The organism is Spirosoma sp. SC4-14, from assembly GCF_037201965.1.
Lineage (GTDB): Bacteria > Bacteroidota > Bacteroidia > Cytophagales > Spirosomataceae > Spirosoma.
This window is the reverse complement of the sequence record NZ_CP147518.1, coordinates 5,776,574-5,790,604: the sequence shown is the minus strand read 5'-3', so window position 1 is coordinate 5,790,604 and position 14,031 is coordinate 5,776,574. Positions and strand designations below refer to the sequence as shown.

The following is a 14,031-nucleotide window of genomic DNA, read 5'->3' as shown; positions in this document are numbered from 1 at the left end:
TTCATCTCCGAAACCATGAAGATTAGATATCTGAAGGTCCTGCGCGACATTACATCAGATTATGCCAAAAATGCAATGCTGGTGCTGGCCATTGCGCTTGGCGTGTTTGGCATTGGTTGCATTCTGGGTGGTTATGTCGTCGTTCGTCGGGAGATGACTGCCAATTATAGGGGTACATTGCCCGCTTCGGCCACAATTGAGCTGGAGGATTCAATTTCCCGTAGTCTGGTCGATAGCGTCAAACGCTTGCCCATTCTGAAAGAAGCCGACCGTCGGGCTACTCTAACGGCTCGAATGAACGTCAATGACAAATGGTACCCGATTCTGCTATTTGTGATCGATGATTTCCACAACCTCCGTATCAGCAAATTCCATCGGCTATCGGGCCCCACCGAACCCGCGTTAGGTAGTATGCTGGTCGAACGGACGGCGTTGAGTATGATGGAGGCTCAGGAGGGAGCCACAATTACAGTGAAAACCCGAAACGGGAGCCCTAAACCGGTTCGAATAGCAGGAATTGTTCACGATCCGGCGCTGGCTCCGGCATGGCAGGAGCAGGCAGGATATGGGTATATTACGCTGGCAACGCTACGTTGGCTAGGCGAGAATCACCAGTTCGATCAGCTCAAAATACAAGTGGCCTCCAACGAAGATTCGGCACCCCACATTACTGATCAGGCCCGAATGGTTTCGGCCTGGTTAGAAAAGAAAGGTTACAAAGTTCATGAAATTCAGGTGCCGCCCCCTAACCGGCATCCACACCAGAGCCAGATGGAAGCCGTGATGACCATTTTCATCGTGTTTAGCTATCTGATTCTACTCCTGGGGTCTATTCTGGTTGCCACATCGATGGCAACGCTGATGGTGAAACAGGTTCGGCAGATTGGGGTTATGAAAACAATTGGCGCTACATCGGGCCAGATTGCCGGTCTTTATCTGGTTATGCTGGTCATTCTTTGTATGGTTGCTCTGGCAGTCAGTATTCCGCTAAGCCGGTTAGCCGCGTCGGTCTTGTATTCGCGCATTGCCACCCTGCTCAATATTGAACTCACTGATGCCAGCATTCCAAACTGGGTTCCGTTGTTGCAAGTTGCTACAGGAATGCTGATTCCTGTATTGGTGGTTGCGTTTCCGGTAATTCGGGGGAGCCGACTGCCAGTTCGCCAGGCACTGGACAATTATGGCGTGTCGCAGTCGGGGGTAACTCCGTCTTGGTGGTTCGTGCGGTTGGCTTCGCTTCGTTTTCTGAGCGAAACGTTTCTGCTTTCGTTACGAAACGTGTTTCGTCAACGAACCCGACTAGCCATGACATTAGGGCTTTTGGCAGCAGGTGGGGCCATGTTTATGACGGCGCTGAATGTGTCGTCGGCCTGGGATGCGAACCTGAGCCGAATTTATACGCAACGGTTATATGACCTCGAAATTCGGTTAGACAATCCCATGCAAGTCAACAAGGCCATTGCTCAATTGAAGAATATGGCTGGCATAAAACAGGTTGAGATCGGTAGTTTTGCTCCGGTATCTATTGCCCAAACGGGGCCTTATGCCGTTTCACATACTTATCCCGATAAAGGACATGGTAGTTTTACGGTGCTCGCGCTCCCCGTTCCAACACGACTACTGAACCCTACAGTGGTGGAGGGACACTGGCTGAATAGGCAGTCGGCAACCGATGTTGTACTGAATCAGTTGGCCAGAAGAAAAGGAATGAAACTAGGCGATACGCTACTGCTCTCTGTTGGCGACAAACCTACAACCTGGCGCATTATTGGCTTTACGGAAGATGTGGGTTCTGCGGCCACAGCCTACGTTTCTATTGACGCGTTAGCCAGATACATACCTTCCTCGGGTTGCTCGGCCATGCTCCGTATCGCCTTTGCCAATCGCGACCGGGCTTTCGTCAAAACAAAAATCAACGAAGTTGAAAACCGCCTTGAGCGCGAAAATATTGCTGTTCGGTCGAGTGTACCGGTTTGGTTATTGCACAATGCCATTGCCGGTCATATGCGGATTCTGATTAACTCGCTGATGGCGATGGCTATTCTGATGGCGCTGGTCGGAACGCTGGGTCTGTTATCGACCATGAGTATGAACATGATGGAACGAACGCGCGAAATTGGTGTGATGCGAGCCCTTGGAGCAACACCCAGCCGAATCCGCAATCTGATTGTGTGGGAAGGGTTGACCATTGGCGCATTCAGTATTTTTCTGGCTTTTGTGCTCTCCCTATTGCTATCAACTTATCTTGGGCAGTTTATTGGAAACATGGCTTTTCGGACACCATTAAGTCTGGCTATTTTGCCCCTGGCTTTAGGCATTTGGGTCATTCTTATTGTGGTTGGTTCGTATCTGGCTACCCTGTTTCCTGCCCGGCGGGCTAATCGGCTTACCACCCGCGAAGCGTTGGCCTATGAGTAAAACCTTTCGCTAATGCAGCGGAATTATTACGGAACATACGAATTAAACAGCCCCTACGTAGCGTGTAGGGGCTGTGTTCTCAGGCAAAAAGCCTTACTCAGGTCTCTGTTTAAGTGTGAATGTTAATGTACGTTTTGCCATGCGAATTCGCGGCTTAGCAGATAGGTTTTACCATCCTCTGGGTCGAGGCAGGCCAGTTGTGTCCATCCATTTCCAAATAATTTTTGTAGCACAGGCTGGCTCTGAATAATTGAATCCAGCATGGTTCGGGGAGCATAAACCACCGCCATCAACCGCTGAGGTTCATGGTAGGTCAGGTTGTCGGTAGCATAGACCGATTGTAACGGTAGGCCCGTCATCAGATCGCTTGTATTTCCCTGCATGATACCAATTTTGCCCGTGATGTTCTGGGTTAATTTGCTACCTCCTCCATATGCTACATTATCCAGCGTAGAAAACAGGTATTGGGTATTGATCCATTCGGCCACCACCATTGGAGCCGTAAGAATTGTTGTCAGGGCTGTTCCTTGTGGGTCTTGTGCATAGTTGTAGGAATGCAGAAAACAGCGCCCTTCCAGATTAAGCTCAGCCGTCAGTGCGCGTGGAGCCACTATGAACGCTGCGTTTCGGGCCAGCCCCCATTCGGGACGAACCTGAGCCCAGTCTTTGGCGCGCAACCAGGTTTGCAGTACACCATTATCAACGGGCTGGTTGGGCTGTAGGTGTTTAAGGCGTTCAAGGCTATTGATTTGTCGGGCTTTTGCCAGATTTTGGTCGAGCGATTGACGCATCTCAGACGGAATGTCTCCAAAGAGCGTAACTTCATCGGTGGTTGTATTGTGCTCGGCCGCTATGAACTGCGTTGTGTCGGGAATTATGATTCCTTTTTGGAGGAGAGAGTGCCGAACCTGATGATCATTCAGAATACCCGCCAGTACGCGGGCATTGCTACCACCATGTCGTCCACCACAAGCCCCGCAATCGAGTGCAGTTGCATAGGCATTATTCTGCGTCGAACTACCGTGCCCACAAAAGACAACCAGAGGGGCAAACTGCTCTGTTAGACCCATCGTTCGTAACGCTCCTTCGGCATAACGGCACTGGTCGGCGAATGGAATGGTTTCTAAAGAGGAATGTACCGCCATTGGTTTTCGAATCGACCGAACCAACTGGGTCTGAAGCCCGGAAGCCAGTCGAGGCATTAGGCTGCGTAATCCCATCCAGATACCGCTCGCCATTCCGAGTCCTTCGACCAGCGCAAAGGGCGTAGTAAAGGTATATTTCAGGGATTGATAGAGCTGGCTAAGTTTCGTTAATCGGGCATACCGCTTGCGATCCTGCTGTTGTTCGGTAGCATGACCGCAGGGTGACTCGTGTATGGTATGGTTGGGAGTGAGCAAAACCGGGCAGGACGCATACGAATCACCTGTTACCGTATCGGTTACCTGAATAGGTACCCCAAAGAAGCCCGCAAACCCCAGCGTCTGATAATTACCCGTTGCTTCCAGAGCCCGACGAAAAGGTTCAGAACGAACGTCGATACAGAAAACGAACTGAGCTTCTGGTAGCGCTGACTCTGTTAGCGATTGAGCCGCTAATTGCTTCAGGAGTGGCAACCGGAATCTACGTTCGGCCAGTTCCAACTCTCTCAACAGGTTGGGGCTGGGTTTGGTATTTTTTCGTACATGTTGATACCAGGTCAGGAGGGTTCTGGCTTCGGGCCACAGCAAACGGGTAATAATTACGCGCAGAGCCAGATACTCCATCTGAGTTACCGGGTGGGGGTGATGGGTATCCAGGCCAGCCCAGTCGGTGCGGTATCGGACATAAGAAGCCCAGCCAGGCAGGGTTGTGAGCATAAGGGTCAGAAACTGTTCCTGCTCGTCGGTGGCAATATGTAGGTCAACCAGCGACTCCTGTAGAGCCTGAGCGGGGTTTTTCGGCAAAGCGGCTAACCACTGCCGTTTATGTTCATCATTGCCGTGCAAGCATACATCATAAAGTGCAAGCTGTTGCCAGGCCGAGTACAGCCCTAAATGGCGTAGGGGCATGGGTAAAGTTGCCTGTCCATCGTCAAAATACACTTGTAGCCATTTGAGCGTTTGCTGGTTAACCGTTTCCATTGGCTTAGGCAATGTAGGCTGTTGGAAATAGGCGTATCCCAGCGATAAGGCCGTTTCGATAGGTAGCTCCTCGAAACCCTGAAGAGGGTTTACCGCAATCAGATTCTTCAGCGGCCACGAAGGGGCTATTTTTTTAAAGCTATTTGTTATTTGTTCGGTTAATTGGACTGTATCGTCAGGTTGTATGTCAACAGAATCGATTTGTAAATCGATGGGCTGGGATAAAATAGGGGTTTCCATGCTAAGTGGTTATTGATACTGATAGTGCTTACGATGATTCGTGATGGTGGTAGGATGTGGCTGACTTGCATTGAGGGCCAGCACATAGCCTTTTAAGACCCAGGCAGGAGCTTGCTTGGTTTTTTCAGGATTTCTGGCAAATAACCTGTACAGCCAGGCCAGTACCAGCGCCAGCAAACCGGCTATGTGAAAGCCATTCAGCGCTTGAGGCTGCATTAACGCCATCGGAGCCATTAGGCCGGTAATGAGTTGCACGCTGCCTCCATAAGCCAATCCGGCTAAGCCAGTACCAAGAAGGGCCAGTGGCAGCGCCCGGAGTGGTTTGGCATGAAGTAAGGGCAAGGCGAACTGGCTACCTGCTAGAAAAGCCACACCGGTCAATACGGAGGTAGTATCATTCGCAAACCAGGTCTTTCCCGTCGCCAGCGCAAAGCTGTAACTCCCTACTAGTCCACATAGTAACGCACCGAAAAAAGCTGGGAGGCTCGGTGGGTAGCCCTGATCGACGCGCTTTTCCTGAGCGGCACTTCCACTGGACAGGAATAAATATGCTTTGAACATTCCATGCCAGACCAGATGAGCTACTGCTGCCGGAAATAAGCCCAATCCACATTGTACGAACATAAACCCCATTTGGCCCATTGTCGAACAGGCCAGCATCCGCTTCACATCGGGTTGCATGAGCTTCCACAATGTACCCAGCCACGCAGTCAGGAATCCCACCACCACCAAACCAGTCAGCAGATAAGGGCTTTGCAGGTAAAGGGGGGCAAACCGAACCAGTAAGAAGCCTCCGCCATTGATCAGACCCGCGTGCATGATAGCCGAAACCGGCGTTGGCGAATTCAGGGAACTCAGCAGCCAGCGATGGAATGGCCAAATTGCCGATTGGCTCATAGCGCCTACCATCAAAAAGCCCAATGCTGCCCACATCGGTGTCGAAATCATGGGCTGGCGAAGCAACGCCTGAATGCTTGTTTCGCCCGTTGACAGATAAAACAGACCCAGGGCCGTGGCAATACAGACCGACCCTACAATAAAGTTTTTGGCCGCCAGCCAGCCTGATGCTCTGGCCGCTTTCCAGCCTGATTTATGGACCATCAATCGAACCAGAAGCCCGTTGCTTATGCACCAGCTTACCAGTAAGAAGCCTATATGATCTGCACTGACCATCAATACTACTGAAGTGATCAGTAAACTGAGCCGGACAAAAAACGCCCGATATTGACCATCGCCTTTCAAATAACGGTAGGCAAAACTACCCACGCATAGACCAATAAAGACGACCACAGCAATCATGATCACAGCCAGCCTATCCAAATGAAAGAGACTGGTGAGGATAAAAAGTAGCATCCGAATATTTATTTATAAGTTATGTTTATTTTAGCGCTCAAAAGTATTAGTTATTCTAATATTAGAAAAACTCGAAATTCTAATGTTTTATATTAGAAAATCTTATGAATATTGATACCATTGCCCTACAGTGTTTCATTGCGGTAGCAGAAACGGGGAGTTTTACTAAAGCAGCCGACCGGGTAGGCCGGACTCAATCGGCAATTAGTCAGCAGATGACTAAGCTCGAAGGCTTACTGGGGAAGTTGTTGCTGGTTCGGGGCAAGGCGTTTACACTTACCCCCGAAGGCGAGATTTTTCTGGGGTATGCCCGCCAGATTTTTGCCTTGCACCGCGAAGCGCTGGATCGTTTTAAAGAACCCGAACTGGAAGGGGAAGTACGCTTTGGTTTACCGGAGAATTTTGCTACTGTGTATTTGTCGGATGTGCTGGCTGATTTCTCCCGGATTCATCCCCGTATCCTGCTGAAAATAGAGTGTGACTTAACGCTCAACTTGTTCGAGCGGTTCAAACAGAATGAGTTTGATCTGGTGCTGGTGAAAATGAATCGGCCAGAGGATTTTCCCAATGGGCTGGATGTGTGGTCGGAACCGCTCAAATGGGTTGGCGATCCAAACCTGATCGATTCTGGAAAGCCGGTGCCACTGGTGTTGGCCCCCCAGCCTTGTGTCTATCGGGCTTCGGCTATCAAGTCTCTGGAACAGGCGAGTCGCGCGTGGCGCCTGGTGTTTTCGAGCCCGAGTTATGCCGGAGCGGTAGCGGCTGTCCGGGCGGGTATGGGTATCTCGGTGATGCCCCAAACCATGATTCCTGCTGATTTGCAGGCCATTGATGCGGCTTTGTTGCCAAAATTAGCCGATACGCATGTGTCGTTGATTAAACACATGGCCAACAATCCGGCAATCAATACACTGGAAGAGTTTGTGCTTCGACGACTTAAACATTGAGTCGATGGAAATTGCTTTTCGACAGGATTAACGGGATTTTTATGATTTTTTCAATCCTGTTAATCCTGTCGAAATTTTTACTTTTTTATCTTATTCTCAAGCAGGAATACGCCGTTTTTATTGGCGACAATGATATCGGGTTTTTTGTCGCCGTTCATGTCGTGAACCGTAACGTTCAGGCCCGAACCTGAATCGGTATCGATGATGTGTTCTTTGTAATACGGCTCCTTGCCAGGTGTAAATTCAAACCACATCAGAATAGCCGGATCGCTGTCGCCGGGGTCGCGACCGTGGTGAGCCAGAAACCGCTTGCCGGTGATGTAATCTTTTCGCCCATCGCCATTCAAGTCGGCCATGATGGAGGAGTGGGTTTGGGCGGTCGTGTTGCTCATCAGGTGTGTTTTGAAGTTAACCTGACCCTGCTCGTCGGTGATCTGTTCATGCCACCAAACGCCCAGCGCGTGAGCTGATGCACTAACTACGTCGGCCTTGCCGTCGCCATTTACATCCAGCACCTGCATATGCGAGCAGGGTTCGCCCAGATTGGCCGGATGAAAGACCCAATCACCGGATTTTTTATCCGCTTTTCCTTCAAACCAGCCTTCGCGGATCACCACATCGTTGAAGCCGTCTTTATTGATGTCGCCGAAGCCAATGCCGTGCGAGAAAATTTCCGTACCCGGCACGTTCTCTTTGCTAAGCGGGTAACGTATCCATTCGGTTTCGCCGGGTTTGGATGGCGCTTTCAGCCAGACAATCTGCTTTTTGTCTTTATCGCCACACAGAATATCGAGCCGCCCGTCGCCATCGATGTCAATAAACCCCGGCGACTCGTTGGCAATGCCCATCGAATTGGCCAGCATGTGCTTTTTCCATTCACCTGATGCGTTATTCTTCGGATTTTCGAACCAGAAACCGGGTTTGCCGGGGAAGTCGATAATAACCACATCGTCCCAGCCATCCTGATTGACGTCCATCCCCATATTGAGAAATGAATCGCTGTATTCTTTGCGCGGGTCGTAGGTACGCGACGGTGCCATTTCGTGACGGGTCCAGTTGGGTGCTTCGAACCAGTAATAACCGGCCACGATGTCCATTTTGCCATCTTTGTTCAGATCGGCTACGGCGGCTCCTTCCGAAATGAAGTCGCGGGTAAGGGTTGTCTTTTTGAAATTACCTTCAGGAACCACCTGTTTCGTAGCTCGTTCGGTGGCTGTTGCTGCTGCCTGTTGCTCCCGGACCTTCATCAGGGTTTTGTCCTGGCTATAGGCAGTGGTTAGCCCGAAGAAAAGTAGGGTTCCGGTTAGTATGATTTTCGTTGTCATAAGTCCAATTTTAACTAGGTATTGCGTCTTACCCCCAACCCTCTGAAGGGCAGGGCTGTTAAGTGCTCTTTTTCAACGCCGAAGGCGTGTCAGGATTATAGTAAAAAAGACTGTAAGAACCTGTTTTGAGCCCCGAAGGGGTGACATTCTTTCACCCCTTCGGGGCTCAAAGCTCGCTACAGCTCATTTTCCTCTATAATTATCACACCCCTTCGGGGCTAAATTTCAGAACTTAACAGCCCAACCCCCTGAAGAGGGCTAGTCTTGACTATTCTCAACCTTAGCCCCCTTCAGGGGGTTGGGGGTAAGAACTGAATAATGGTTATGGAGCCGCATAGGTGGCCCTGTATTTAAACTATTCACCCAATGCCTTAGCAATCAATGCCTGGATTTCGTGGTTTTCGTGCGAGTGATCGAGTTTCCCAACGCGGTCATTGAACTCTTTCAACAGCTTTTTCGAATCGTCGGTATTGATAGCTCCAATCCGCTGAATCATGTAGTTCAGATGCTTCGGCATTTTCGACTTCTGTGCCAGATCCAGTGCCCGTTTCATGTCGATAGCGGCCAATGGTTCGGCGGCATACCACAGCATAAGCGGCTGGTTGTGGTCGTCTTTGTCCTGAGCTTTTTGTACCAGTGCATCCAGTACATCCCAACGCTGCGCCGGTTCCAGTCGTCCCATTGCCGAAGCCAGATACATCCGAACCATGGCCGAATTGTCGTTTTGCGCCATTGCTGCAAATTGCTTCAGTGCTTCGGGCGATACCGTTTTATCCTCAGCCAGCAACTGAATGGCCCAGCTTCTGACGTATTCGTTTTCATTCGATAGTAGGTCAGTCAATTCTTTGTCGGTAAGCCCTTTGGTCACGTGCAAGGCCCAGAGTGCGCGAAGCTTACGGGTCGGATCGGGGTTTTTTGCCAGAATTTCCTTTAGGGCTTTATGGACTTTCTTGTTGGGTCCACGCTCCTGCAAAATGGTCCGAGCCTGCCGCACATACCAGTCGTTCGGGTTGAGTTGCGCTTTCACCAGTTCCATATCCGAAACTTTTCGCAAATCGACCTGCACCCATTTGTCGTTTTCGTGGGAAAGCTTGAAAATTCGACCCATCGTTTTGTCGTGCACGTCGGGATTGGGACTGTGGCACTGATTTTTATCGTACCAGTCAATCACCCAAACCGAACCACTGGCATCGTATTTAAAATTCAGCCACTGCGACCACGAATCGTTCATGACAATAAAATCCGGCTTGTGCGTCACCGAATAACCCGTTCCTGCCCGCTCAGGGTGATCGTGGTTAAACCGGGCTCCGTTGATGTTGTTCATGAAAATATCGTTCCGATACTCCTGCGGCCAGCTATTGCCGAGGTAGATCATAGCACCCGAATGGGCATGACCACCACCCGCCGACGCTGACCGGAAATTGCCTGCATGAGGGCCGCGTTCACCTACCCAGTGAACGTGATCGGCGTGGGTTTTGATGTCGTCGTAAGTGTAGGGGTTAAAGTGTTTTCCGGCCTGCCGCTGGTAGCGCCCGCCCTGAATCATGTGGTACATATGCGGAATCACACAGGCCGTGATGAACGCATGACCGTAATCGTTGAAATCGAGCCCCCAGGGGTTGCTGGTCCCTTCGGCAAACAGTTCGAACTGATGGGTGGCTGGATGAAACCGCCAGACCCCGGCGTTGAGTTTGGTTCGTTCGGAATCCGGCGCGCCTGGTTTGCCAACGTTGGAGTGCGTGAATACGCCGTGGGTGCCATACAGCCAGCCATCGGGTCCGAAGCGAAGGCTGTTGAGTGTTTCATGCGTATCTTCATGTCCCCAGCCGTCGAGCATTTTTTGAGGTGGTCCCAGCGGTTTGTCGGTTTTAAAATCAGTCGGAATAAACAGCAGATAGGGGGCGGCACCAACCCAGACGCCACCCATACCGACTTCCATACCACTCACCAGATTAAGCCCTTCCATGAAAACCTTCTTGCTGTCGAGCGTGCCGTCGCCGTTGGTATCTTCAAAAATCAAAATCTTGTCGCGACCCTGACCTTCGGGAGCCGGAACGGGGTATGTGTGCGATTCGACCACCCAAAGCCGACCACGCCAGTCGACGGTAAAACAAATCGGCTTCACGATGTCAGGTTCCGAAGCTGCCAGCGTCATTTTGAAGCCGTTGGGTAGGGTCATGGCCTGAGCCGCTTTGATGCCCGAAAGTCCGGCATTCAGGACCGGATCGAGTGGGGGCAGAATGATGATGTCCTTCTGTTTAAGCTCGTTCGGGAATGTTGGGCGCGTGGCGTAGAACTGGAAATCATCGAAATTGATGTGCGCCCATTTATCATTCGGTATGTACGGAATCTGTGATATGCCCGTTTCGTTGTCGACAATGCGGATGTAAATGTCCTGATTCAGATAGGGTTGCAACTCAACCACCACCGGCTGGAGGGTAGCACGTCCCTGGCCAGTGCTGTGGAAAATAACCTTATCGGTATTGGCCTGTACGATCTCAACACGGGTATCCTGCAACGCACCACCCGATACTTTAAAGGCCGCAAAAGGTTGCGTAACCGTAAACGCTACAGAGGTTAGCGTACCCGTTTGTTTGGCGTTGGCCGTGCCGCCACTGCTCAGAAAATACTTGCCGTCGAAACCGATGTGCATGTCTTTTTCGTGAACCGGCGACGGGTCATCCTGCGCGTAAATCGGATTCGTAAACGCGTCACCCGTAGCTTTCCAGTCTTTCAGGGTGCCGGTTTCAAAGTTCAGGTTGAGCGGCTGGCCGTTTTTCATCGGCACCTGTCCGGCTACGGTAGCATCGGAAATGGGGCCTTCAACCACCTCCAAGCTACCGACCATGCCAGCCGCCCGGTGGCCCGGAACGGTGCAGTAGTATGTGTCGCTTTTATCGGCTTTGAAAATGATGCTGGCTTTGGTACCTTTTTCCTGAAGGGTTTTGCTCTTGATGCCCAACTTTTCGAGGGCAATATCGTGCGTCATCAACTCGCCATTGGTGATGGTGATGCGAACCCGTTCGCCCTTGCTGGCTTTCAGGGTAGGATTACGGGCACCATCCTTCGCAAAAAAGCCCAGCATGGTAGCTTCCAGGGCATACTCCCGGTCGACTTTTGCCGTGTCTGGTGCCGCAGGTTTGATTTTGGAAGATTGTGCTGAAACAACTGGTTTAGTAGCCACAGATAGTACAGCCACTAAAGCAATCAGATAACGAAAATTAGGCATAGGAATAGGTCATCAGTTGGTTTAGGTATCAGGAATAATCGAGTTTACATGGTACGGAAATTGTGTGTTTTGAAGTTACCTCCGACCGATCCGTCAGAGCGTACTTGAAATCAGTATTGATAGGTGCTAATCCCGAAGGGATGTCAGTGTTATAGATTTCGAGTGAATCCTCTCTACCCGAGCCCCGAAGGGGCGATATACTTCCACCCTTCGGGGCTCCATTTTTGGTTCCCTTTTTTCTACAATACTATCACCCTTTTAGGGTTATAAATTATAGGTTACATCTTTCTCCGCTGGTGGGGCTTTACAATTCATTTATCGTCAGGTCTCTAAATTCAACCTGGGCTACACCACCGCTGTGGATCTGGACGGCAATCACGCCCTTATTCGGGATTTTAGGGTCTTTTTCGATATAGTCGACGGTTTTTACGCCATTGATATACAGCTCGTGATGGTTGCCTTTGCAGCGGATGATATAGCTATTCCAGCCGTCTTCTTTCAGAAGGTGTTTGAGCGTTCGCAGATCACCACCGACGAGTTTCTCCCGGCGGTGCTCGTCGTATAGGTCACCCCAATAGCCATTGCCAATATCGGCCTGGTAACCAATGATTTTCTTTCCCTCAATAATCGACCGGTATTGTATCCCGCTGTTGATCATGCCCGTCTTGGAATCACCGTACAGGCGAAACAGGCAGCGAAATTCAAAATCGCCGTATTCTTTCAGTGTATGCAGATAAGTATTTTCCGGAATCTTGTTGACGCCGTCGCCACTGTGAATCACGCTGTCTTTTACCGACCACCAACTTGCCTGCGCCGGATCGACAGTTTTCCAGCCGTTCAGTGTTTTGCCGTCAAATAATGATACCGCTTTTACCGTCGATTGGGCAAAGGTCGGTGTTGTGCTACAAAGTAGGGAAACGAAAAGCAGAGGTAGCCATTGCTGGAGAAGCTTGGACCTTCGTAAAGAAAGATTCCAGAAAGAAACCATTCGTTTAGAGTTTAGGTAAATCTGGGTATATAAAGTGCCGATGTTCACCCGATTACTCATGCTATAAGCTAAGCAGGCTGTCAGGCGGTTAGAGGTAAGTAAGTTACTCAATAATCGATTAAGCAACTAGCCTGACAGAGAATAGCTATCTTGCTGGAAGTTGATCAACAAGTCTGATTGGTAATTAGTTACCAGGACGTAAGTTGTGTGGAGAAAAGCACTGATTTATGAACGAAACACTACACTATTGGATCGTTGTTGCGTCGAAAGACCACGTCATGCGGGGTGTTTCGGGTGGATTTATGCAGGCCAATCACGGCAAAAAAACACCCTTATTACGAACAAAACCCAATGATTGGGTGATTTTCTATTCGCCTAAGCAGGTACTGGAACAGGACGAAAAATGCCAGTCGTTTACCGCTATCGGGCAGATCACTGACGAAGGGATTTATCAGGTTACCCTGACCCACGATTTTGCTCCGTTTCGGCGCAATGTGCAGTTTTACGACTGCCAGGAAACATCGATTCTGCCACTGATCAATGACCTCAATTTCATTCAGAACAAAAAAGCGTGGGGCTATCCGTTTCGCGTAGGTTTTTTTGAAATCGGGGAAAAAGATTTTGTGTTAATAAAAGAGAGAATGTTCAATGCAGAACAGTCATAAAACAACCGCGTCGAGCGTCAAAACTCATTTCCATGTTTTCGACGCGGTTGTTTTATGACTGTTATTTGGTGGGCTTGGGGTCTAGCGCATCTGAAATTCGATTGAATGCGTAAGGAACTACACCTACACCAAGTCCCAACACTACATTCCATAGGCTCTCGAATTCGGGTTGTTCACCCGTGCGTAGATAAACGTAGAAGAAGAACGTGATTGCCGATACCGAAACAATAATGGCTGCCATGCCGGCAAAAAATGCAATAAGACGACTTGTGCTCTGTGGGCGTACCTCCGTGGTGGTTTGAGTAACGGCTTCGGCCTCAGCAGCATTGGCACCCTCAGCCATTAGATTTTTTTGAGTTTCTAGCTTAGCAGTAGCGGCTTCGGGCGTATTCTTCACATCAACGGTATAATTTTCCTTTAGGGCATCACTAAGCTTGTATCCTTCCTGCCGCAAACGCGAGAGCACGTAGAACGACGCGACGACGAATAACAACAGGGGCATGGATACTAGCCAGCGTTCGCCAGCACTCAACTCCGACTGGCAAAACCTGCATGTGGCTGACGGTTGAGCTTTATCAATTTTCTGATTCAATGTATCGGTACGGGTGCTTAAGGCCACCACGCTTCGGTTGAGCGCAGTAAGACTCTGCCCAAGACTTAGTGTCGTTCTGGTAAGAGCGCCAATACGTGCCGTGTCGGTGGGAGATAGTTGTGCTGCCACCAGTAATGGGCAAAGCAGGGCG

Annotated in this window: 9 protein-coding genes; 3 read left to right on the top strand and 6 right to left on the bottom strand. The window is 50.1% G+C overall.

The window, feature by feature from the left end:
• Positions 1-15: 15 nt before the first annotated feature.
• Positions 16-2,418 (top strand): FtsX-like permease family protein, encoded by a 2,403-nt coding sequence (locus WBJ53_RS23740; RefSeq protein WP_338870813.1) that lies wholly within the window; start codon positions 16-18, stop codon positions 2,416-2,418.
• 122 nt (positions 2,419-2,540) lie between these two features.
• Here the strand turns inward: WBJ53_RS23740 and WBJ53_RS23735 are convergent, their stop codons facing one another.
• Together WBJ53_RS23735 and WBJ53_RS23730 are read right to left on the bottom strand one after the other, a co-directional pair.
• Positions 2,541-4,781: a DUF2309 domain-containing protein gene (locus WBJ53_RS23735; RefSeq protein WP_338870811.1), complete on the bottom strand. Its 2,241-nt coding sequence runs from the start codon at positions 4,779-4,781 to the stop codon at positions 2,541-2,543.
• Positions 4,782-4,790: 9 nt separating this feature from the next.
• Positions 4,791-6,134: a proton-conducting transporter membrane subunit gene (locus WBJ53_RS23730; protein WP_338870809.1), complete on the bottom strand. Its 1,344-nt coding sequence runs from the start codon at positions 6,132-6,134 to the stop codon at positions 4,791-4,793.
• Between the two features lie 104 nt (positions 6,135-6,238).
• Between WBJ53_RS23730 and WBJ53_RS23725 the strand changes: the two genes are divergently transcribed.
• Positions 6,239-7,081, top strand: a complete 843-nt coding sequence (locus WBJ53_RS23725) for a LysR substrate-binding domain-containing protein (protein WP_338870807.1) — start codon at positions 6,239-6,241, stop codon at positions 7,079-7,081.
• A 77-nt stretch (positions 7,082-7,158) separates the two neighbouring features.
• Here WBJ53_RS23725 and WBJ53_RS23720 read toward each other — a convergent pair whose 3' ends face one another.
• The 3 genes from WBJ53_RS23720 to WBJ53_RS23710 form a co-directional block, all read right to left on the bottom strand.
• On the bottom strand, positions 7,159-8,406 hold the full coding sequence (locus WBJ53_RS23720) for a VCBS repeat-containing protein (RefSeq protein WP_338870805.1): 1,248 nt from the start codon (positions 8,404-8,406) through the stop codon (positions 7,159-7,161).
• A gap of 355 nt (positions 8,407-8,761) precedes the next feature.
• Positions 8,762-11,635 carry a PVC-type heme-binding CxxCH protein gene (locus WBJ53_RS23715; RefSeq protein ID WP_338870804.1) on the bottom strand — a complete coding sequence of 958 codons (2,874 nt, stop codon included), beginning with the start codon at positions 11,633-11,635 and terminating at the stop codon, positions 8,762-8,764.
• A 304-nt stretch (positions 11,636-11,939) separates the two neighbouring features.
• A complete protein-coding gene (locus WBJ53_RS23710; RefSeq protein WP_338870802.1) occupies positions 11,940-12,623 on the bottom strand; it encodes a DUF1080 domain-containing protein in 684 nt (227 codons plus the stop codon).
• 227 nt (positions 12,624-12,850) lie between these two features.
• On the opposite strand from WBJ53_RS23710, the gene WBJ53_RS23705 reads away from it, so the two are divergent.
• Complete coding sequence (locus WBJ53_RS23705) at positions 12,851-13,288, top strand: EVE domain-containing protein (RefSeq protein WP_338870800.1); 438 nt, start codon at positions 12,851-12,853, stop codon at positions 13,286-13,288.
• Positions 13,289-13,349: 61 nt separating this feature from the next.
• Here WBJ53_RS23705 and WBJ53_RS23700 read toward each other — a convergent pair whose 3' ends face one another.
• Positions 13,350-14,009, bottom strand: coding sequence for a hypothetical protein (locus WBJ53_RS23700; RefSeq protein WP_338870798.1), 660 nt, complete (start codon positions 14,007-14,009; stop codon positions 13,350-13,352).
• Positions 14,010-14,031: the final 22 nt, after the last annotated feature.

Bases quoted from the DNA above. Each gene is read 5' to 3' on its own strand.
- WBJ53_RS23720 (WP_338870805.1), bottom strand. From the start codon at position 8,406: ATGACAACGAAAATCATACTAACCGGAACCCTACTTTTCTTCGGGCTA.
- WBJ53_RS23705 (WP_338870800.1), top strand. From the start codon at position 12,851: ATGAACGAAACACTACACTATTGGATCGTTGTTGCGTCGAAAGACCAC.
- WBJ53_RS23710 (WP_338870802.1), bottom strand. From the start codon at position 12,623: ATGGTTTCTTTCTGGAATCTTTCTTTACGAAGGTCCAAGCTTCTCCAG.
- WBJ53_RS23715 (WP_338870804.1), bottom strand. From the start codon at position 11,635: ATGCCTAATTTTCGTTATCTGATTGCTTTAGTGGCTGTACTATCTGTG.
- WBJ53_RS23725 (WP_338870807.1), top strand. From the start codon at position 6,239: ATGAATATTGATACCATTGCCCTACAGTGTTTCATTGCGGTAGCAGAA.
- WBJ53_RS23730 (WP_338870809.1), bottom strand. From the start codon at position 6,134: ATGCTACTTTTTATCCTCACCAGTCTCTTTCATTTGGATAGGCTGGCT.
- WBJ53_RS23740 (WP_338870813.1), top strand. From the start codon at position 16: ATGAAGATTAGATATCTGAAGGTCCTGCGCGACATTACATCAGATTAT.
- WBJ53_RS23735 (WP_338870811.1), bottom strand. From the start codon at position 4,781: ATGGAAACCCCTATTTTATCCCAGCCCATCGATTTACAAATCGATTCT.